Genomic DNA, 19,495 nt, shown 5'->3' with positions numbered 1-19,495 from the left:
GCGGCGCGGCGCGGATTGGATGAAAGCGACATGGCGACCTACACGCTCCCCGACCTTCCCTACGACTTCGCAGCCCTCGAGCCGCACATCAGCGGCAAGATCATGGAGCTGCACCACGACAAGCACCACGCCACCTACGTCGCCGGCGCGAACACCGCGCTCGAGCAGCTCGCCGAGGCGCGCGAGAGCGGCAACCTCGCAAACGTGAACAAGCTCGAGAAGGACCTCGCGTTCAACCTCGGTGGTCACGTCAACCACTCCATCTTCTGGACGAACCTGTCGCCGAACGGCGGCGGCCAGCCCGAGGGCGAGCTGAAGGCCGCCATCGACGAGTACTTCGGCTCGTTCGAGAAGTTCCAGGCCCACTTCACCGCTGCTGCCACCGGCATCCAGGGCTCCGGCTGGGCCGTGCTCAGCTGGGACTCCATCGGCCAGCGTCTCATCATCCAGCAGCTGTTCGACCAGCAGGCGAACACCGCGCAGGGCACGATCCCGCTGTTCCAGCTCGACATGTGGGAGCACGCCTTCTACCTCGACTACCTCAACGTGAAGGCCGACTACGTCAAGGCCGCGTGGAACATCGCCAACTGGGAGAACGTCGCCCAGCGCCTCGAGGTCGCCCGCGAGAAGACGAACGGCCTGCTGGTACTGTCGTAATCGGGTCGCGTCCCGACGGGCCTGGTCTCGTCGGGACGCCATCTCAGCCAAAAACCCCCGCGCATCGCGCATGCACGATTGCTGCGCACAGCGCACGAGAAACAGGGAGACCTGAGTGTCTGTCAAGATCGGTATCAACGGCTTCGGCCGTATCGGACGCAACTACTTCCGCGCGGCTCTCGCGCAGGGCGCTGACCTCGAGATCGTCGCGGTCAACGACCTCACCGACAACAAGACCCTGGCGCACCTGCTGAAGTACGACTCGGTCGGCGGCGTCCTCGACGCCGAGATCAGCTACGACGACGACAGCATCACCGTCAACGGCAAGGCCATCAAGGCGTTCGCCGAGCGCGACCCCGCAAACCTCCCGTGGGGCGAGCTGGGCGTCGACATCGTCATCGAGTCGACCGGCTTCTTCACCAAGGCCGAGGCCGCCAAGAAGCACATCGACGCCGGCGCCAAGAAGGTGCTCATCTCCGCTCCCGGGTCGGGCGTCGACGCGACGTTCGTCATGGGCGTGAACGAGGACACCTACGACCCCGCCGCGCACCACATCATCTCGAACGCGTCGTGCACCACGAACTGCCTCGCCCCGCTCGCGAAGGTGTTCAACGACGAGTTCGGCATCGACCGCGGCTTCATGATGACGGCCCACGCCTACACGGCCGACCAGAACCTGCAGGACGGCCCGCACAGCGACCTCCGTCGCGCCCGCGCCGCCGCCATCAACATCACCCCGGCGTCGACCGGTGCGGCGAAGGCGATCGGCGAGGTCCTTCCGGAGCTCAACGGCAAGCTCAGCGGCTCGTCGTACCGCGTGCCGGTCCCCACCGGATCGATCGTCGACCTCACCCTCATCACGGACCGCGAGAACCTCACGGTCGAAGAGGTCAACGAGGCCTACAAGAAGGCTGCGGCCGACGGCCGCCTGGCCGGCTACCTGCAGTACAACGCCGACCAGATCGTCTCGAGCGACATCGTTCACAACCCGCACTCGTCGATCTTCGACTCGACGCTGACCAACGTCAGCGGCAACCTCGTGAAGGTCTCCAGCTGGTACGACAACGAGTGGGGCTACTCCAACCGTCTCGTCGACCTCACCGAGTACGTGGCCGAGCGTCTCTGAGACACCTCCCATGACTCTGCGCACCCTGGATTCACTGGGTTCGCTCGAGGGCAAGCGCGTCATCGTCCGTTGTGATCTCAACGTCCCCCTGCGGGACGGGGTCATAACGGACGATGGCCGTGTACGCGCCTCGCTGCCGACCCTCAACGCCCTCATCAACGCGGGCGCCCGCGTCGTCGTGTGCTCGCACCTCGGTCGTCCCGATGGCGCACCCGACCCGCAGTACAGCCTCGAGCCGGTTGCGCAGCGACTGTCCGAGCTGCTCGGCAAGCCGGTCGCGTTCGCCCGTGACACGGTGGGGGAGTCGGCACACGAGGCCGTCTCCTCGCTGGAGGACGGCGGCGTCGTCGTCATCGAGAACCTGCGGTTCAACCCGGGGGAGACCTCGAAGGACGACGAGGAACGAGGCGCGTTCGCCGCGCAGCTCGCCGAACTCGGTGACGTGCTCGTCTCCGACGGCTTCGGCGTGGTGCACCGCAAGCAGGCGAGCGTCTACGACCTCGCCGAGCGGATCCCCTCCGCGGCCGGTCTGCTCATCGCCGCCGAGCTCGACGTGCTCGACCGCCTCACCGAGAACCCCGAGCGCCCGTACGCGGTCGTGCTCGGCGGCTCGAAGGTCAGCGACAAGCTCGGTGTGATCTCGCACCTCCTCCCGCGCGTCGACCGCATCCTCGTCGGCGGCGGGATGCTGTTCACCTTCCTGAAGGCGCAGGGCCACGCCGTGGCATCCAGCCTCCTGGAAGAGGACCAGCTCGAGACCGTCCGCGGCTACATCGCCGAGGCGGCGAAGCGGGGTGTCGAGCTCGTCCTCCCGACGGACGTCGTCGTGGCGTCCGCGTTCTCGGCCGACGCCGACCACGAGGTCGCCGCGGCCGACGCGATCGAGGACACCGCGTTCGGTGCCTCGGGCATCGGCCTCGACATCGGACCGGAGACGGCGGCGCGCTTCGCCGAGGTCATCCGCAGCTCGAAGACCGTGTTCTGGAACGGCCCGATGGGCGTGTTCGAGTTCCCGGCGTTCGCCGCGGGCACCAAGGCCGTCGCGCAGGCGCTCACCGAGGTCGACGGCCTCAGCGTCGTCGGCGGTGGCGACTCGGCTGCCGCCGTGCGTCAGCTCGGCTTCGCCGACGACCGTTTCGGTCACATCTCGACGGGCGGCGGCGCCAGCCTCGAGTTCCTCGAGGGCAAGAAACTACCCGGCCTGGAGGTGCTCGGATGGCAGTGAACAGCCGTACCCCGCTGATCGCGGGCAACTGGAAGATGAACCTCGACCACCTGCAGGCGGTCGCGTTCGTGCAGAAGCTGCACTGGACGCTGAAGGACGCGAAGCACGAGGACGGCTCGGTCGAGGTCGCGGTGTTCCCGCCCTTCACCGACATCCGCAGCGTGCAGACGCTCATCGACGCGGACAAGATCCCGTTCGCGCTGGGAGCCCAGGACCTGTCCGCGCACGACTCCGGTGCCTACACCGGCGAGGTGTCGGGCGGGTTCCTGTCGAAGCTCGACGCGAAGTACGTCATCATCGGCCACTCGGAGCGCCGCGAGTACCACGCCGAGTCCGACGAGGTCGTGGCGGCGAAGACCACGGCGGCGCTGAAGCACGGCCTCGTGCCGGTCATCTGCGTGGGCGAGACCTCGGAGGACCTCGAGAAGTTCGGCGCGAGCGCGGTTCCGGCCGGCCAGCTGGAGAAGGCCCTGCAGGGGCTCTCGAAGGACGCCGACATCGTCGTGGCCTACGAGCCCGTATGGGCCATCGGCTCCGGTCAGGCAGCCACGCCACAGCAGGCGCAGGACGTCTGCGCGGCCCTGCGCGGCGTCATCGCGAGCGTGCTCGGCGACGACGCGGCGGCGCGCACGCGCATCCTCTACGGCGGATCCGTGAAGGCGGCGAACATCGCGAGCTTCATGCGTGAGCCCGATGTCGACGGCGCCCTCGTCGGAGGCGCGAGCCTCGTCGTCGACGAGTTCGCTGCCATCATCCGCTTCGAGAAGCACGTCGGAGTATGAGCGAGTGCGGCGGGGCTCCGGTCTCGCCGCACCGTATACTTGACCGTTACGGGGGCAGTCCTGCCCCAGCGAAAGGCTCTTCCTCGTGGAAATTCTCGAGTTCGTCCTGCAGGTCGTGCTGGGTATCACCAGCGTCCTGCTGACCCTCCTCATCCTGCTCCACAAGGGGCGCGGCGGCGGCCTGTCCGACATGTTCGGCGGCGGCATGTCGACGGCGGTCGGATCCTCCGGCCTCGCCGAGCGCAACCTCAACCGCTTCACCGTGATCCTCGCTCTCGCGTGGTTCGTGGCGATCGTCGCGCTCGGACTCATCACGAAGTTCGAGGTGATCTGATGGCTACCGGCGGCAACGCGATCCGCGGCACCCGCGTGGGTTCCGGACCGATGGGCGAGCAGGACCACGGCTACCACGCCGACCGTATCGCCGTGTCGTACTGGGACGGTCTCGGCAACGAGACGGTCCGCTACTTCGCGGCAGGTCTCCCCGAAGAGGAGATCCCCGAGATCATCGACCACCCGCAGTCGGGACTCCCGGCCGGTCGAGACAAGGCGAACCCTCCTGCTCTCGCCAAGACCGAGCCCTACAAGACGCACCTCGCCTACGTGAAGGAGCGTCGCACCGACGAGGAGGCCGTCCAGCTCCTCGAGGACGCCCTCGCGCAGCTGCGTGAGCGTCGGGGGCAGTGACCTCCTTCTGACTGGCACCGAGGCCGCCGCGATCCGATCGCGGCGGCCTCAGTCGTACCGCGGGAGCGTCTCGCTCAGCGGCAGGCGTAGGAAGCGTCGATGTACGACTGCGGCGGGTAGCCGTAGGCCCAGACGCCGTTCGCATCGTCGGTGAACCCCATGCCGATGGCCCAGGCGGTCGCCCACTTCTCGATGCTGTCCTGGGTCGACGAGTCGTACATGTCCTCGCACTTGACGCTGATGGCGTGGCCGACCTCGTGCGCGACGAGCGCCTTGCTCCGATCCGCCGGCCACTGCTCGGCGACCGAGTTCGACAGCTCGATCACGGCACGATCCGGCTCGTCCCACCACCACGTGGTGAGACCGCCCATGCTGCCGTTCTCGCCGGCGTTGTTGACGATGGGGTTCCAGTCGAACTCCAGCAGGACGCCGGGTGCGAGCGACCGTGCGAAGGCCTCGATCTCGAGACGGGCACCCAGCAGCGGACCTGCCTTCTCGGCGAGCTCGGCCTGCTCCGAGGCGACGACCTGCGCCGCGGCATCCTGCAGTGCCACGAACGAGGGCACCGTGAGGTCGTCGAGAGTCGCCGTGGCGGACACGTCGGACGCCGCATCCCTCAGCGCGATGATGTCGAGGTTCTTCGCCGAGACGTGAGCGGCCTCGAACGCGGTCGCCGCTGTCGCCGCCGATCCGAGGAAGCCGAGTCCGGCCTCTTCCACCGACGTGCCGGCGTCGGCGAGCCCGGGGACCTCGGCATCGAGCTCTGCGACGAGCTGATCGAGGTCGTCGGCGTCCTGGTCGAGCTCGTCGGCCTCGCCGAAGAGCTCCCAGAAGAAGGTCGGCTTCGATTCGGCGTCCGGGAGCGAGACCGTGGCGTGGTCCGACGCGGCGGAGGCGAGATCGCCCGCCTCCGCGACGGCCGCACCGAGCGACTCCTTCGCCACGGGGTCGGTCAGGACGCCGGTGTCGCTCTGGAGCAGCTGGTTCGCGATCTCGGAGGTGGCCGTCAGCGCATCGCTGGACTGCTGCAGGTTCGTGACAGAGACCTGAGCGCTGTCGCGAGCGGACTCGAAGTTCGCCTCCGCGTCGTCATAGCCGAGGTTCGCGGTCGTCTGCAGGGCCGCGACCGCACCGATCGCGACGACTCCGACCGCCAGGCCGATCCACAGTCCAGGACGACGCTTCCGCGGTGCCCGCGTCGGCGAGGCCCCCACGATGTGCGCGGGGAGCTCGTGACCGCCCCACGGGGAGACAGGGGTGCCGAGCGGGGCTGTCATGCGGTGGGACCTCCGGAGAAGGATGCGGCGTACATCGACTCTGCCAGAGAAACACCGATCGACATGAAGAAAATGCAGAAGGCCTCCGCATCTCTGCGGAGGCCTTCGAAGCGAGGGGGTGACGGGAATCGAACCCGCGCAATCAGTTTGGAAGACTGAGACTCTACCATTGAGCTACACCCCCGGACCCGTCGCACTGCTCGGGGACCGATCGGCGACGTGCACCGACTGTTCGATCATAGCGGACGGTCGAGGGTGCTCCCGTCCGTTAGACTCGGTGGGGCTGAATCTGCGTGCGGATTCCCCGGGGCGTAGCTCAGTTTGGTAGAGCGCCCGCTTTGGGAGCGGGAGGTCGCAGGTTCAACTCCTGTCGCCCCGACACGGCTCGACAAAGCCTGGCAGCCGCGATTCAGCGCGGAAATCACAAGGAGAACACACCAGCATGGCGAACAGCACCGTCGAGAAGCTGACCCCGACCCGGGTCAAGCTCAGCATCACGGTCACCCCCGAAGACCTCAAGCCCAGCATCTCGCACGCCTACGAGCACATCGCGCAGGACGTCCAGATCCCCGGCTTCCGCAAGGGCAAGGTTCCCGCCCCGATCATCGATCAGCGCATCGGACGCGGCGCCGTCATCGAGCACGCCGTGAACGAGGGCCTCGACCGCTTCTTCCGCGACGCGACCACCGAGCACAAGCTCCGCGTCGTCGGCCGTCCGTCGGCCGAGATCATCGAGTGGCCGAGCGAGAAGGACTTCTCGGGCGATCTGCTCGTCGACATCGAGGTGGACGTCCGCCCCGACATCGAGCTCCCCGACTACGCGGGCATCACGCTGACCGTCGACGCCGTCGAGGCGGACGACGCGGCGCTCGACGCCGAGCTCGAGAACATGCGCGCACGCTTCGGCACGCTCGTCCCCGTCGACCGCCCGGCCGCGAAGGGCGACTTCGTCGAGCTCGACCTGGTCGCCACGATCGACGGCGCCGAGATCGACCGCGCCGAGGGCGTCTCGTACGAGGTCGGCTCCGGCGAGCTGCTCGAGGGCATCGACGACGCGATCGAGTCGCTGACCGCCGGTGAGGACACCACGTTCCGCTCGACCCTCGTCGGCGGCGACCACGCCGGCTCCGAGGCCGAGGTCGCCGTGTCGGTCAAGGCCGTCAAGGAGCGCGAGCTCCCCGAGGCCGACGACGACTTCGCGCAGATCGCCAGCGAGTTCGACACGATCGCGGAACTCCGTGAGAGCCTCGCCGAGCGCGTCTCGCAGCAGGGCGTCTTCACGCAGGGCTCCGCCGCCCGCGACAAGCTCGTCGAGACCCTGCTCGAGCAGATCGAGATCCCGGTCCCGCCGCAGCTCATCGAGGACGAGGTGCACAACCACCTCGAGGGCGAGGGTCGTCTCGAGGACGATGTGCACCGCGCCGAGGTCACCGAGGCGAGCGAGAAGCAGTTCCGCACGCAGGTGCTGCTCGACACGATCGCCGAGCAGGCCGACGTGCAGGTCTCGCAGGAGGAGCTCTCGCAGTACCTCATCCAGTCCGCCGCACAGTACGGCATGGCTCCGCAGGAGTTCGTCGAGGCGTTGCAGTCGTCGAACCAGCTCCCCGCCCTCGTCGGCGAGGTCGCACGCAACAAGGCCCTCGCGATCGCGCTCGGCAAGGTGAAGGTCGTCGACACCAACGGCAAGGCCGTCGATCTGTCCGACTTCATCGTGACCGACGACGAGGCCGCTGACGAGGCCGAGACCGAGGCCCCGGCGGAGGAGAAGCCGGCCAAGAAGGCTCCGGCCAAGAAGGCTCCCGCGAAGAAGGCCGCCGCCAAGAAGGACGACGCCGACGCCGAGGAGAAGCCGGCCAAGAAGCCCGCCGCCAAGAAGGCTCCGGCCAAGAAGGCTGCCGACAAGGGCGAGTGATCGATCACGATCCCGAGAGGGGCGGATGCTGCGGCATCCGCCCCTTTCTCGTAGCAGACGAGCCTCCGAGGAGAAGAGAAGACATGACGAGCTGGGATGAGCGGATCGACGAGGTGTGGGCCGAGGCGTCCGGCGAGGAGGTCGGCGACGACACCATCGCCCGGATCGACGCCCTCGCCGCGGAGCGGGGGAGCGATGACGCCAGGGCGGAGTTCGAACGCGCCGGCGCGCGCGACTCCGCCGGACGCCCCGCGGAAGCGGTCGTGCTGTACCGGCGGGCCCTGGAGCTCGGGCTGGACGAGGAGCACCGTCCGCAGTGCGTGATCCAGCTCGCGAGTTCGTTGCGCAATCTCGGCCAGTACGACGAGGCGCTCGAGGTCATCACGGCCGAGGAGGAGCTGTCGGCAGACGGCCCCTACCGAGACGCGGTCGCGACGGTGCATGCGCTCATCCTGGCCAGTGCCGGGAAGCCCGCGACGGGGTTGTCTGTGGCGCTGCTCGCGCTGGTGCCGCACCTGCCGCGCTACCACCGGTCGATGACGGCCTACGCCCACGAGATCGCCGATCTCGACACCTGATATGCCGACGGCGAACACGGCCTGGGCGCCGTGTTGTCGCCGGTAGATTCGAATCACTGAAACACGGAATCAGGAGCTGACATGGCTGCAGAACCCCTCCTCGCGACGAGCGTCTTCGACAGGCTGTTGAAGGACCGCATCATCTGGCTGGGATCAGAGGTGCGTGACGAGAACGCCAACGAGATCTGCGCGAAGATCCTTCTTCTCGCTGCAGAGGACTCGGAAAAGGACATCTACCTCTACATCAACTCGCCCGGCGGCTCCATCACCGCGGGAATGGCGATCTACGACACGATGCAGTTCGTGCCGAACGACATCGTCACGGTCGGCATCGGGATGGCGGCCTCGATGGGTCAGCTCCTGCTGACCGCCGGCACCAAGGGCAAGCGCTACATCACCCCGAACGCCCGCGTGCTGCTGCACCAGCCGCACGGCGGCTTCGGCGGCACGTCGAGCGACATCCAGACCCAGGCCCAGCTCATCGTCTCGATGAAGAACCGCCTGGCCGAGATCACCGCCGCGCAGACCGGCAAGTCGGTCGAGCAGATCAACGAAGACGGTGACCGCGACCGCTGGTTCACCGCAGACGAGGCCCTCGAGTACGGCTTCGTCGACCACATCCGCGAGTCCGCCACCGACGTCGTCGGCGGCGGCGGCACGGACGCCAACTGAGAGAGCGAGAGGAATCTTCATGTACACACCCACCTTCCGCTCCGCCGGTGACCTGCCCTCCAGCCGCTACGTGCTCCCGCAGTTCGAGGAGCGCACCGCCTACGGCTTCAAGCGTCAGGACCCGTACAACAAGCTGTTCGAAGACCGCGTGATCTTCCTCGGCGTGCAGGTCGACGACGCGTCGGCCGACGACGTCATGGCGCAGCTGCTCGTGCTCGAGAGCCAGGACGCCGAGCGCGACATCACCATGTACATCAACTCGCCCGGTGGCTCGTTCACGGCCATGACCGCGATCTACGACACGATGCAGTACGTCGCGCCGCAGATCCAGACGGTCGTGCTCGGCCAGGCCGCGTCCGCGGCATCCGTGCTCCTCGCAGCCGGAGCCCCCGGCAAGCGGCTCGCTCTGCCCAACGCCCGCGTGCTCATGCACCAGCCGGCCATGGGCGAGGCCGGGCACGGACAGGCCTCCGACATCGAGATCCAGGCGGCGGAGATCCTCCGCATGCGCACCTGGCTCGAGGAGACCATGGCCCGCCACACCGGCAAGCCGGTCGAGCAGGTCAACCGTGACATCGACCGCGACAAGATCCTGTCGGCGGCCGAGGCTCACGAGTACGGCATCGTCGACCAGGTCCTCAGCTCGCGCAAGCGCGCCTGACCTCGGTCGTCCACGAGAGGACGTCGGCCTTCGGGCCGGCGTCCTCTCGTCGTTCCGGCGGATGCGCGGAGCGATGCGGCACTTCTGCTCATATGAGCAAGCGGATGCGCGAACGGTGATTCCGACGTACCCTGGACAGGGAAGGAGGATGCCGTGGAAGACGAACTCACCATGGTCCGCGTCGCCGAGCTGTACTACGACGAGGACAAGACGCAGGACGAGATCGGCGCCCTCCTCAAGCTCTCCCGGTGGAAGGTCGGACGCCTGCTCACGCAGGCGCGCGAGCGCGGCATCGTCCGTATCGAGATCATCCACCCGCGCGCCCGACGCCTCGGTCTCGAGCGCGACCTCGTCGAGCAGTACGGCCTCTCCGCGGCCGTGGTCGTTCCTTCCCCCGAGGGAGACGACGGCACACTCGAACGCGTCGCCCAGGCCGCCGCCGACTACCTCAGCGCCATGCGCCCTGTGCCCCGCACGCTCGGCGTCAGCTGGGGTCGCACTCTCCGCGCCGTCGCCGAGGCGCTGCCGGACGGCTGGGCGACAGGAGTCACGGTCGTGCAGCTCAACGGGGGAGTGAGCCTCAATCGTCGCTCCGGCGGCGCCGCCGGACTCGCGGTCACGATCGCGCAGCGCGCCTCGGGGCACGTGTCGCTGCTGCCCAGCCCCGCCATCCTCGAGCGCGTCGAGACCAAACAAGCCATCGAGTCCGACCGCACGGTCGCGGCCGTGCTCGAAGAAGCCGCGCAGGCGCAGGCGTTCCTCTTCACCGCCGGTCCGTGCGACGCCAGCTCCGCGCACGTCGAGAACGGCTACCTGACGGCATCCGACGTCGAGGAGCTCGCACGCCGCGGCGCCGTCGGCGACCTGCTCGGACGGTACATCGACGCCGACGGCAACATCGTCGACCCGCAGCTCGACTCGCGCACGGTCGGCGTCGACCTCGCACGGCTGCGCGAGGCGGAGCGAGCCATCTTCGTCACCGCTGGCGAGGCCAAGCACGACATCGCGCGCACGGTCGTGGCCAACGGCCTGTGCAGCGTCCTGGTGACAGACGAGACCACAGCACGAGCATTGTTGGAGGAACGATGACGACCCAAGAACTCAGCCGCAGATCGGCGCTGGACGTGCTCGGGGGAGAACCCGACGACGCGACGCTCCGCCGCTTCCTGCACGGACTCCCCGGCGTCGACGCCGTCGGGCTCGAACAGCGCGCAGCGGGACTCGGAACGCGGTCGATCAAGACGACCTCGAAGGCGTGGGCGCTCGACACGATCATCAGGCTGATCGACCTCACCACGCTCGAAGGCGCTGACACGCCCGGCAAGGTGCGGTCGCTGGTGGCGAAGGCCAAGAACCCGGATGCCGCGGACCAGACCACCCCGAAGGTCGCCGCCGTGTGCGTGTACGGAGACATGGTGTCGGACGCCGTCGACGCGCTCGGAGCGATGCACGGCGACCCCGACGACGGCCTGATCTCCGTCGCCGCCGTCGCCACGGCCTTCCCGAGCGGGCGTTCATCGCTCGCCATCAAGCTGGCCGACACCGCCGAGGCCGTGGCCGCCGGAGCCGACGAGATCGACATGGTCATCGACCGCGGCGCATTCCTGGCCGGCCGTTACGGTCTCGTCTTCGACCAGATCGCGCAGGTCAAGGAAGCCTGCCGCCGCGCGGACGGCTCCTACGCATCGCTCAAGGTCATCCTGGAGACGGGTGAGCTCAACACCTACGACAACATCAAGCGGGCCTCGTGGCTCGGCATCCTGGCCGGAGGCGACTTCATCAAGACGTCGACCGGCAAGGTCCAGCCCGCCGCTACTCTGCCGACGACGCTGCTCATGCTCGAGACCGTGCGCGACTGGTATCGCGGCACAGGGCAGCGCATCGGCGTCAAGCCGGCCGGCGGCATCCGCGCCTCGAAGGACGCGGTGAAGTACCTGGTCACCGTCGCCGAGACCGTCGGGGAGGAGTGGCTGCAGCCGCACCTGTTCCGTTTCGGTGCGTCGAGCCTGCTCAACGACGTGCTGCTGCAGAGGCAGAAGCTCACCACCGGCCACTACTCCGGCCCCGACTACGTCACGATCGACTGAGGACGAGATATGTCATTCCTGGAATACGCTCCGGCACCGGAGTCGAAGGCCGTGCTGAACCTCAAGGACAGCTACGGGCTGTTCATCGACGGCGAGTTCGTCGACGGCTCCGGCGCGAGCTTCACCACGATCTCTCCCGCGGATGAGACCCGCATCGCCGAGATCGCCTCGGCCACGGACGAGGACATCGACCGTGCGGTCGCCGCCGCACGCCGCGCCTACGACAAGACGTGGTCGCGCATGAGCGGACGCGACCGCGGCAAGTACCTCTTCCGCATCGCGCGCCTCGTGCAGGAGCGCGCTCGCGAGCTCGCCGTCGCGGAGAGTCTCGACAACGGCAAGCCCATCAAGGAGAGCCGCGACGTCGACGTGCCGCTGGTCGCCTCCTGGTTCTTCTACTACGCGGGTTGGGCCGACAAGCTCGACTACGCCGGTCTCGGTGCGAACCCTCGCGCGCTCGGCGTGGCCGGTCAGGTCATCCCCTGGAACTTCCCGCTGCTCATGCTCGCGTGGAAGCTCGCGCCCGCCCTCGCGGCCGGCAACACCGTCGTGCTGAAGCCGGCCGAGACGACGCCGCTCACGGCGCTGATCTTCGCCGAGATCCTCCAGCAGGCCGACCTTCCCGCCGGTGTCGTGAACATCGTGACCGGCGCCGGGGCCACCGGAGCCGCGCTCGTCCGCCACCCCGACGTCGACAAGGTCGCGTTCACGGGGTCGACGGGGGTGGGGCGCGACATCGCGCGCGCCGTCGCCGGCACGAACAAGAAGCTGACGCTGGAGCTCGGCGGTAAGGCCGCGAACATCGTGTTCGACGACGCCCCCATCGACCAGGCCGTCGAGGGGATCGTCAACGGCATCTTCTTCAACCAGGGGCACGTGTGCTGCGCGGGCAGCCGGCTGCTCGTGCAGGAGTCGATCCATGGCGAGGTGATCGACCGGCTCAAGAACCGCCTGTCGACGCTGCGTCTCGGCGACCCGCTCGACAAGAACACCGACATCGGGGCCATCAACTCGGCCGCCCAGCTCGCCCGCATCCGCGAACTCAGCGACATCGGCGAGGCGGAGGGCGCGGAGCGCTGGACCGCGGACTGCGCCATCCCGGAGAAGGGGTTCTGGTTCGCTCCGACGATCTTCACGGGCGTCGAGGCGTCGCACCGGATCGCCCGCGACGAGGTCTTCGGCCCTGTGCTGTCGGTGCTCACGTTCCGCACTCCGGCAGAGGCGATCGCGAAGGCGAACAACACCCCGTACGGCCTGTCGGCGGGGATCTGGTCGGATAAGGGCTCCCGCATCCTCGCGGTCGCCGACCGTCTGCGCGCAGGCGTCGTCTGGGCCAACACGTTCAACCGATTCGACCCGTCGAGCCCGTTCGGCGGCTACAAGGAGTCCGGCTACGGCCGCGAAGGCGGCCGCCAGGGTCTCACCGCGTACCTGAAGGGGGCCGCAGCATGAGCAAGCGACTCAGTGTTCCGAAGACGTACAAGCTCGCCATCGGCGGTGCGTTCCCTCGCAGCGAGTCCGGCCGCACCTACGAGGTGCTCTCGGCAAAGGGTGCCTTCCTCGCGAACGCGGCGAAGGGTTCGCGGAAGGACGCGAGGGATGCCGTCGTCGCAGCCCGTGCGGCGGTCAAGGGCTGGTCCGGTGCCACGGCGTACAACCGCGGTCAGGTGCTCTACCGCGTCGCCGAGGTGCTGGAAGGACGCCGCGCGCAGTTCGTCGACGAGATCTCGGCGCAGGAGGGCGTGTCGTCGTCGGCGGCATCCGCCCAGGTCGACGAGGCGATCGACCTGTGGGTCTGGTACGCGGGCTGGTGCGACAAGTACGCGCAGGTCGCCGGCAACGCGAACCCGGTGTCCGGTCCGTACTTCAACATCTCGGTGCCCGAGCCCACGGGCGTCGTCGCGATCGTCGCACCGCAAGACTCCGCGCTGCTCGGGCTCGTGTCGGTCGTCGCCCCGGCGCTGGTCGCCGGGAACACGGTCGTCGTGGTGGCGAGTGAACGGCATCCGCTGTCTGCCATCAGCCTCGCCGAGGTGCTGGCCACGAGCGACGTGCCGGGCGGAGTCGTCAACGTGCTGACCGGATCCCCCGCGGAGATCGCCCCGTGGCTGGCCTCGCACCAGGACGTCAACGCGCTCGACCTCGCCGGAGCGGGTGACCTGGACTGGGTCGACATGCAGATCGCCGCCGCCGAGACGCTGAAGCGCGTGCTCGCCCCCGGCGAGGTGACGGCCTCGCCCGAGCGGATCGCCGCCTTCACCGAGGTGAAGACGGTCTGGCACACCAAGAGCATGGTCTGAACCGGTCCGGTCGAATCCCGTCCGGTCGACGCCCCGTCCGATCGCCCACCCGCCTCGCGGGGGCGCTCGGGCGGGGCGTCGATCTTGACGTCCGTTGCGCTGCGGAGACGCGGACGCGTCGCGCAGGCGGCCAATGCGCCCCTGTGTCCGACGCACCGGTTAGGCTCAGTAGACGATCTCTGGATCCCCCGAGGAGGACGCGCATGGCCCGTATCGGTGAAAGCGCTGACCTGTTCAAGTGCTCGTTCTGCGGAAAGAGCCAGAAGCAGGTGCAGCAGCTCATCGCTGGCCCCGGTGTGTACATCTGCGACGAGTGCGTCGAGCTGTGCAACGAGATCATCGAGGAGCGCATGGCGGAATCGTCCGCCGAAGGCACCGCGGACTTCGAGCTGCCCAAGCCGCGCGAGATCTTCTCCTTCCTCGAGGAGTACGTCGTCGGACAGGAGCCCGCGAAGAAGGCCCTGGCCGTCGCGGTCTACAACCACTACAAGCGCATCCGCGCGCACGGCACGCTGCAGCCGGCCGAGCAGAAGGCCGAGAGCGTCGAGATCGCCAAGAGCAACATCCTGCTCATCGGGCCGACGGGCTGCGGCAAGACGTATCTGGCGCAGACGCTGGCGAAGCGGCTGAACGTGCCGTTCGCTGTCGCCGACGCCACCGCGCTCACCGAGGCCGGCTATGTCGGCGAAGACGTCGAGAACATCCTTCTCAAGCTCATCCAGGCCGCCGACTACGACGTCAAGCGCGCCGAGCAGGGCATCATCTACATCGACGAGGTCGACAAGATCGCCCGCAAGGCCGAGAACCCGTCGATCACGCGCGACGTCTCGGGCGAGGGCGTGCAACAGGCGCTCCTCAAGATCATCGAGGGCACGGTCGCGTCGGTCCCGCCGCAGGGCGGTCGCAAGCACCCGCACCAGGAGTTCCTGCAGATCGACACCTCGAACGTGCTGTTCATCGTCGCGGGAGCGTTCGCCGGACTCGAAGACATCGTCTCGGCGCGCGTCGGCAAGCACGGTATCGGCTTCGGTGCTCCGCTGCACGACAAGGGCAAGGATCTCGACCTGTTCAGCGAGGTGCTCCCGGAGGACCTGCACAAGTTCGGCCTGATCCCCGAGTTCATCGGTCGTCTCCCCGTCGTGACGAACGTGTCGCCGCTCGATCAGGATGCGCTGATCGACATCCTCACCGGGCCGCGCAACGCCCTCGTCAAGCAGTATCAGCGCATGTTCGAACTGGACGGCGTCGAACTGGAGTTCGAGGACGAGGCGCTCCGGTCGATCGCCGACCTGGCGGTCGAGCGGAAGACCGGTGCTCGCGGTCTGCGAGCAATCCTCGAAGACGTGCTCGGGCCCATCATGTTCGAGATCCCGTCGGCGGAAGACGTCGCGAAGGTCATCGTCACCCGCGCCGCCGTCGACGAGGGCGCGCCGCCCACCATCGTGATGGAGCGCAAGCGCAAGAGCGCCTGATCGCGCGGCCGGAGCCGTGGGAGGTCCTCTCCCGGCGCGTGCTCGTCGATGACGAATGGATCCACCTCCGGGCCGATGACTGCCGTGCGAGTGGCGGTCGGTCGGTCGCGCCGTACTACGTGCTCGAGTATCCCGACTGGGTGTCCGTCCTGGCGCTCGACCGCGACGGCCGCGCGATCGTCGTCGACGAGTATCGTCACGGCGGCGCGGTGATCGCACTGGGCACGATCGGCGGCGGGGTCGCGGTCGGAGAGACGCCGGCTGCAGCAGCCGCGCGGGAGCTGCGCGAGGAGACCGGCTACGCCTCCTCCGAGATCGTCGACCTCGGAGCGACATGGGCGAACTTCGGAAACCAGACGAACCGAGTCCACCACTTCCTCGCCCTCGGATGCCGACTCGTCGGCGGCCCGGAGCCCGACGAGAACGAGACGATCGCCGTGCAGATCCTGCCGATGGAGACGCTGGGTGAGCAGCTGCGCCAGAGCTACCACCAGCTGACCTGGTTCAAGGCCAGAGACTGGATCGCCCGGGAGACGCCGGCGGCCGGACGATGACGACTCGGGAATCTTCCGTGCTCGGAACCGTCGTGGCGCTCGGGGGTGGCGGATTCTCGATGTCGGATGACGGACGTTCCGCTCTCGACGACCACATCCTGGATCTGACCGGGGCGGACCGGCCACGGGTGTGCTTCGTGCCGACAGCCAGCGGGGACTCGTCCGACTACAGCCGCCGCTTCGCCGACGCGTTCGCCGGTCGGGCCGAGACCTCGGTGCTGTCGTTGTTCGCCACCCCGCCGCACGGATATCGCGACCCGCGGGTCCTGCTGGATCAGGACGTCGTGTACGTCGGCGGTGGGTCGACCGCGAACCGGGTCGGCGGGATCAGTACCTCGACTGCTTGCGGAGCGGGGACCTCGCGGACGGATACGCCGCCGACGACTTCACCGCGCTCGTGTTCCGCGATGGAGTGCTGACCGATGCCGTGGCCGAGCGGGCGGGGCGCAGGGCGTTCCGTGTCCACCGCGGGGGCGACGGCGTGATCGAAGAGCCGATCGACGTGCGAACCCTGGGCTGACCCAGGCGGTTCAGGGCGTCAACCCTCGGCGCTTCAGCAGGGGTGCGATCTCGGCATCCCTCCCGCGGAAGTCGCGGTAGGCCGCCAGGGGATCCTTCGACCCGCCGACGCCGAGCAGGCGCGCGCGGAAACGGTCGCCGTTCGCGCGGGTCAGGCCTCCGTTCTCGCGGAACCACTCGACCGTGTCGGCGTCGAGCACCTCGCTCCAGATGTACGAGTAGTACCCGGCGCTGTATCCGCCGGAGAACACGTGGGCGAAGTACGCGGACGAGTACCGGGTGGGGACGGCGGGGTCGGCGAGGCCGATGTCGGACAGGGCGGATGCTTCGAACGCCGCCGCGTCGGTCGCGCTCTCGTCGGGACCGATGCGATGCCAGGCCTGGTCGAGCCACGCGGCGGCGAGGTACTCGCTCGTGGCGTGCCCCTGATCGAACGCCTCAGCGGAGCGCAGACGCTCGACGACCGCGGCATCCAGGGGTTCTCCCGTGAGGTGATGACGGGCGTAGTTGTCGAGCACCTCCGGCCACAGGATCCACATCTCGTTCACCTGGCTGGGGAACTCCACGAAGTCGCGGAACACGTTGGTCCCGGCGAAATGCGGGTAGGTGACGACGGCGAACAGGCCGTGCAGCGCGTGACCGAACTCGTGGAAGAGCGTGGTGACCTCGTCGAGTGTGAGCAGCGTCGGTTCGCCGTCCGCGGGCTGGGGGACGTTGAGATTGTTGACGACGACCGGACGCGTGCCGCGGAGTCGGGACTGGCTCACGATGGGGTTCATCCATGCGCCGCCCCTCTTCGAGTCCCGCGTGTACAGGTCGAGGACGTACAGCCCGAGCTCGGACCCGTCCTCGTTGCGCACCTCGAACACGCGGGCGCCCGGGTGGTACGCCAGCAGATCGGCGCGTTCCGCGAACGTCACGCCGTACAACTGCGTCGCGGCGAAGAACACGCCGTCGTGCAGCACTCGCTCGGCCTCGAACCACGGCCGAAGAGCCGCCGTGTCGATGTCGTAGCGCGCTGCGCGCACCTTCTCCGTGTAGAACGCCCAGTCATGGGCCTCGACGGGGAAGGGCTCCGGTTCGAGTTCGTCGACGATCTCCTGCAGCGCGGCGCGTTCGGTGGACGCGTTGCGGGCCGACGGTGCGGCGAGCTCGCGCAGCATCCGCTCGACGGCCCCCGGTGTGCCGGCGGTCTCGTCTGCCGTGACGTAGGCCGCGTGCGATGCGTAGCCGAGCAGCGCCGCCCTCTCCGCGCGCAGGCGGGCGATCTCGACGAGCACCGGACGATTGTCGTTCGCGTTGCCGCGCGACCCCCTGCTGCGGGACGCCTCCATGATGCGCCGGCGCGACTCGCGGTTCCGCAGCTGCGCCAGATACGGGTGCCCCGTGAAGAGGGGGAGCGAGACCAGGTAGCCGTCGACACCGCGCTCCGCGGCGGAACGCGCGGCCGCGGAGAGCTCGCCCGCTCCGAGTCCCGCGAGCTCCTCCGCGGTCTCGAACACGACGGCCAGATCGTTGGTGTCGTTGAGCAGATTCCGCTCGAAGGTGTTGCTGAGCGTCGAGAGCTGCTGGTTGAGGAGGGTGAGTCGTGCCTTCGCCTCGTCGTCGAGCGCCGCACCGGCGTGCGTCATCTCGCGGTGGTGGCGTTCGACGAGGTACCGCTGCTCCGCGTCGAGGTCGAGGTCGTCGAGCTGCGAGTGGACCTGCTGCACACGCCAATACAGAGCACCGTCGAGCGTCACGGCGTCGTGATGCGCGGCCATCAGCGGAGCCAGCTGCTCGTCGACGGCCTGGATCTCGGGTGTCGCGTCGGCCGAGCTCACGGTGTAGAACGCGTGCGAGACCCGGTCGAGCAGCTCGCCTGAGCGTTCGAGCGCCTCGATGGTGTTCTCGAACGTCGGCATCGAGCGCACCATCGTGATGCGGGAGATCTCGCGGCGGTGCTCTTCGAAGGCCGCACGGAAGGCGGGAAGGTAGTGCTCGGGGCGGATGCGGGTGTAGTCGGGGAGTCCGTAGGGGAGCGTCGGCGGCTGCAGCAGCGGGTTCGTGGCCTCGGTCATGCTCTGAGCCTAGCCATCGCGCGCCGGAGGGCCTCGACGACCAGACGCACGGAGCGGCGGCGCAGGTTCTCCGGTCGGGCGAGCACGTCGATGAGGCGATGCGTCGACACTCCGCGCAGCGGCAGCCTCACGATGTCGTGGTCGTCGACCGTGCGGGAGGTGTAGCGCGGCAGCATGCCGATGACCCCTCCCGCGGCGATGACCGCTGCCACCGCGCCGTAGTCGTTGATACGGTGTCGGATCTCGACGGGGCGCCCGGCCACCGCCGCCACTGCCGCGAGCACGTCGTCGGGGGAGTATCCAGCCCGACTGGTCACCCACGGGCCGTCGACCACGTCGAGCGGTGTCACGCGCGTGCGGTGGGCGAGCGGGTGCGCTGCCGCGACCGCGACGTCGAGGGGCTCCTTCACGAGCGTCATGCTGCGCATGCTCTGAGTCGGCCACGGAGCGGAGTGCTCCATGCGGTGGGCCAGCACGAGATCGTAGCGAGCCGTGAGACCGGGGAACTCGCTCTGCGCGACGTCCTCATCGGTGAGCTCGACCGTGGGGGCGTCGTCGCCGAGTTCTCGGAGCAGTTCGCCGAACAGGGCCTGACCGACGCTGTGGAATCCGCTCAGCGAGACGACGCCCGTGTGATCGTTCTCGAAGTCGTCGATCGCGGTGCGCGCCGACGCGATCGCGTCGATCGCCTCAGCGCCCGCGGCAGCGAGCACCTGCCCGGCGGCCGTGAGCGTGAGACGCCGACCGTCCCTGCGGGTGAGGGGAGTGCGGAAACCGCGCTGCAGGGCGGCGAGATGCTGCGACACGGCGGAGGGTGTCACAGACAGGGCGTCGGCGACCGCGGCGACGCTGCCGAGGGCGCCGAGTTCGCGCAGGATCTGCAGCTGGTGGATCTCCATGTCGAGAGTTTAGTGAGGGCTACATGG

The 19,495-nt window shown here is 68.4% G+C and carries 21 protein-coding genes and 2 tRNA genes; 19 read left to right on the top strand and 4 right to left on the bottom strand.

The window, feature by feature from the left end; all coding sequences use genetic code 11:
- Positions 1 to 30 precede the first annotated feature (30 nt).
- The 6 genes from RAC69_RS03460 to RAC69_RS03435 all read left to right on the top strand — a co-directional run bounded on the left by RAC69_RS03460 (position 31) and on the right by RAC69_RS03435 (position 4,477).
- A complete protein-coding gene (locus tag RAC69_RS03460; RefSeq protein WP_251588751.1) occupies positions 31 to 657 on the top strand; it encodes a superoxide dismutase in 627 nt (208 codons plus the stop codon).
- A 115-nt stretch (positions 658 to 772) separates the two neighbouring features.
- The gene (gap, locus tag RAC69_RS03455) at positions 773 to 1,783 is read left to right on the top strand and encodes a type I glyceraldehyde-3-phosphate dehydrogenase (RefSeq protein ID WP_375085117.1); all 1,011 of its coding nucleotides are present in this window, start codon (positions 773 to 775) and stop codon (positions 1,781 to 1,783) included.
- A 10-nt stretch (positions 1,784 to 1,793) separates the two neighbouring features.
- Positions 1,794 to 3,008: a phosphoglycerate kinase gene (locus RAC69_RS03450; RefSeq protein ID WP_375085116.1), complete on the top strand. Its 1,215-nt coding sequence runs from the start codon at positions 1,794 to 1,796 to the stop codon at positions 3,006 to 3,008.
- A complete protein-coding gene (gene tpiA, locus RAC69_RS03445; protein ID WP_375085114.1) occupies positions 2,999 to 3,790 on the top strand; it encodes a triose-phosphate isomerase in 792 nt (263 codons plus the stop codon). Before RAC69_RS03450 ends, tpiA begins: the two co-directional genes overlap by 10 nt.
- Positions 3,791 to 3,875: 85 nt before the next feature.
- Positions 3,876 to 4,124, top strand: coding sequence for a preprotein translocase subunit SecG (gene secG / locus RAC69_RS03440; protein ID WP_050723792.1), 249 nt, complete (start codon positions 3,876 to 3,878; stop codon positions 4,122 to 4,124).
- A complete protein-coding gene (locus tag RAC69_RS03435; protein ID WP_341934124.1) occupies positions 4,124 to 4,477 on the top strand; it encodes an RNA polymerase-binding protein RbpA in 354 nt (117 codons plus the stop codon). Before secG ends, RAC69_RS03435 begins: the two co-directional genes overlap by 1 nt.
- Positions 4,478 to 4,551: 74 nt before the next feature.
- Here RAC69_RS03435 and RAC69_RS03430 read toward each other — a convergent pair whose 3' ends face one another.
- Both RAC69_RS03430 and RAC69_RS03425 read right to left on the bottom strand, forming a co-directional pair.
- Complete coding sequence (locus tag RAC69_RS03430) at positions 4,552 to 5,754, bottom strand: hypothetical protein (RefSeq protein WP_375085112.1); 1,203 nt, start codon at positions 5,752 to 5,754, stop codon at positions 4,552 to 4,554.
- Positions 5,755 to 5,867: 113 nt separating this feature from the next.
- Positions 5,868 to 5,938: transfer RNA gene (locus tag RAC69_RS03425), tRNA-Gly, on the bottom strand.
- Positions 5,939 to 6,059: 121 nt separating this feature from the next.
- Here RAC69_RS03425 and RAC69_RS03420 point away from each other — a divergent pair.
- The 13 genes from RAC69_RS03420 (at position 6,060) to RAC69_RS03360 (ending at position 16,510) form a co-directional block, all read left to right on the top strand.
- Positions 6,060 to 6,133, top strand: a tRNA-Pro gene (locus RAC69_RS03420).
- A 63-nt stretch (positions 6,134 to 6,196) separates the two neighbouring features.
- Positions 6,197 to 7,666 carry a trigger factor gene (gene tig / locus RAC69_RS03415; RefSeq protein ID WP_341934126.1) on the top strand — a complete coding sequence of 490 codons (1,470 nt, stop codon included), beginning with the start codon at positions 6,197 to 6,199 and terminating at the stop codon, positions 7,664 to 7,666.
- 83 nt (positions 7,667 to 7,749) lie between these two features.
- Positions 7,750 to 8,244 carry a tetratricopeptide repeat protein gene (locus RAC69_RS03410; protein WP_375085110.1) on the top strand — a complete coding sequence of 165 codons (495 nt, stop codon included), beginning with the start codon at positions 7,750 to 7,752 and terminating at the stop codon, positions 8,242 to 8,244.
- 81 nt (positions 8,245 to 8,325) lie between these two features.
- Entirely contained in the window at positions 8,326 to 8,916 is a 591-nt protein-coding gene (locus tag RAC69_RS03405) for an ATP-dependent Clp protease proteolytic subunit (RefSeq protein WP_096715615.1), read from the top strand.
- Positions 8,917 to 8,935: 19 nt separating this feature from the next.
- Positions 8,936 to 9,577: an ATP-dependent Clp protease proteolytic subunit gene (locus tag RAC69_RS03400; protein ID WP_096715614.1), complete on the top strand. Its 642-nt coding sequence runs from the start codon at positions 8,936 to 8,938 to the stop codon at positions 9,575 to 9,577.
- 153 nt (positions 9,578 to 9,730) lie between these two features.
- Positions 9,731 to 10,666 (top strand): sugar-binding transcriptional regulator, encoded by a 936-nt coding sequence (locus RAC69_RS03395; RefSeq protein WP_375085107.1) that lies wholly within the window; start codon positions 9,731 to 9,733, stop codon positions 10,664 to 10,666.
- Entirely contained in the window at positions 10,663 to 11,664 is a 1,002-nt protein-coding gene (gene deoC, locus RAC69_RS03390; protein WP_375085105.1) for a deoxyribose-phosphate aldolase, read from the top strand. The genes RAC69_RS03395 and deoC overlap by 4 nt, the downstream gene beginning before the upstream one ends.
- Positions 11,665 to 11,673: 9 nt before the next feature.
- Positions 11,674 to 13,116: an aldehyde dehydrogenase family protein gene (locus RAC69_RS03385; protein WP_375085102.1), complete on the top strand. Its 1,443-nt coding sequence runs from the start codon at positions 11,674 to 11,676 to the stop codon at positions 13,114 to 13,116.
- Positions 13,113 to 13,964: an aldehyde dehydrogenase family protein gene (locus tag RAC69_RS03380; RefSeq protein ID WP_375085101.1), complete on the top strand. Its 852-nt coding sequence runs from the start codon at positions 13,113 to 13,115 to the stop codon at positions 13,962 to 13,964. The genes RAC69_RS03385 and RAC69_RS03380 overlap by 4 nt, the downstream gene beginning before the upstream one ends.
- A 203-nt stretch (positions 13,965 to 14,167) precedes the next feature.
- Positions 14,168 to 15,436 (top strand): ATP-dependent Clp protease ATP-binding subunit ClpX, encoded by a 1,269-nt coding sequence (clpX, locus tag RAC69_RS03375; protein WP_341934132.1) that lies wholly within the window; start codon positions 14,168 to 14,170, stop codon positions 15,434 to 15,436.
- 38 nt (positions 15,437 to 15,474) lie between these two features.
- Complete coding sequence (locus RAC69_RS03370; RefSeq protein WP_375085098.1) at positions 15,475 to 15,990, top strand: NUDIX hydrolase; 516 nt, start codon at positions 15,475 to 15,477, stop codon at positions 15,988 to 15,990.
- Complete coding sequence (locus tag RAC69_RS03365; protein ID WP_375085096.1) at positions 15,987 to 16,409, top strand: Type 1 glutamine amidotransferase-like domain-containing protein; 423 nt, start codon at positions 15,987 to 15,989, stop codon at positions 16,407 to 16,409. Before RAC69_RS03370 ends, RAC69_RS03365 begins: the two co-directional genes overlap by 4 nt.
- Complete coding sequence (locus RAC69_RS03360) at positions 16,334 to 16,510, top strand: hypothetical protein (protein ID WP_375085308.1); 177 nt, start codon at positions 16,334 to 16,336, stop codon at positions 16,508 to 16,510. Before RAC69_RS03365 ends, RAC69_RS03360 begins: the two co-directional genes overlap by 76 nt.
- Before the next feature lie 10 nt (positions 16,511 to 16,520).
- Here RAC69_RS03360 and RAC69_RS03355 read toward each other — a convergent pair whose 3' ends face one another.
- Both RAC69_RS03355 and RAC69_RS03350 read right to left on the bottom strand, forming a co-directional pair.
- The gene (locus RAC69_RS03355; protein WP_375085094.1) at positions 16,521 to 18,569 is read right to left on the bottom strand and encodes a M3 family metallopeptidase; all 2,049 of its coding nucleotides are present in this window, start codon (positions 18,567 to 18,569) and stop codon (positions 16,521 to 16,523) included.
- A complete protein-coding gene (locus RAC69_RS03350; RefSeq protein WP_375085093.1) occupies positions 18,566 to 19,468 on the bottom strand; it encodes a LysR family transcriptional regulator in 903 nt (300 codons plus the stop codon). The genes RAC69_RS03355 and RAC69_RS03350 overlap by 4 nt, the downstream gene beginning before the upstream one ends.
- Positions 19,469 to 19,495 lie beyond the last annotated feature (27 nt).

Origin of the sequence: Microbacterium sp. LS_15 (genome assembly GCF_041954735.1) — a bacterium.
Lineage (GTDB): Bacteria > Actinomycetota > Actinomycetes > Actinomycetales > Microbacteriaceae > Microbacterium.
This window is presented reverse-complemented; position numbering and strand designations above follow the sequence as displayed.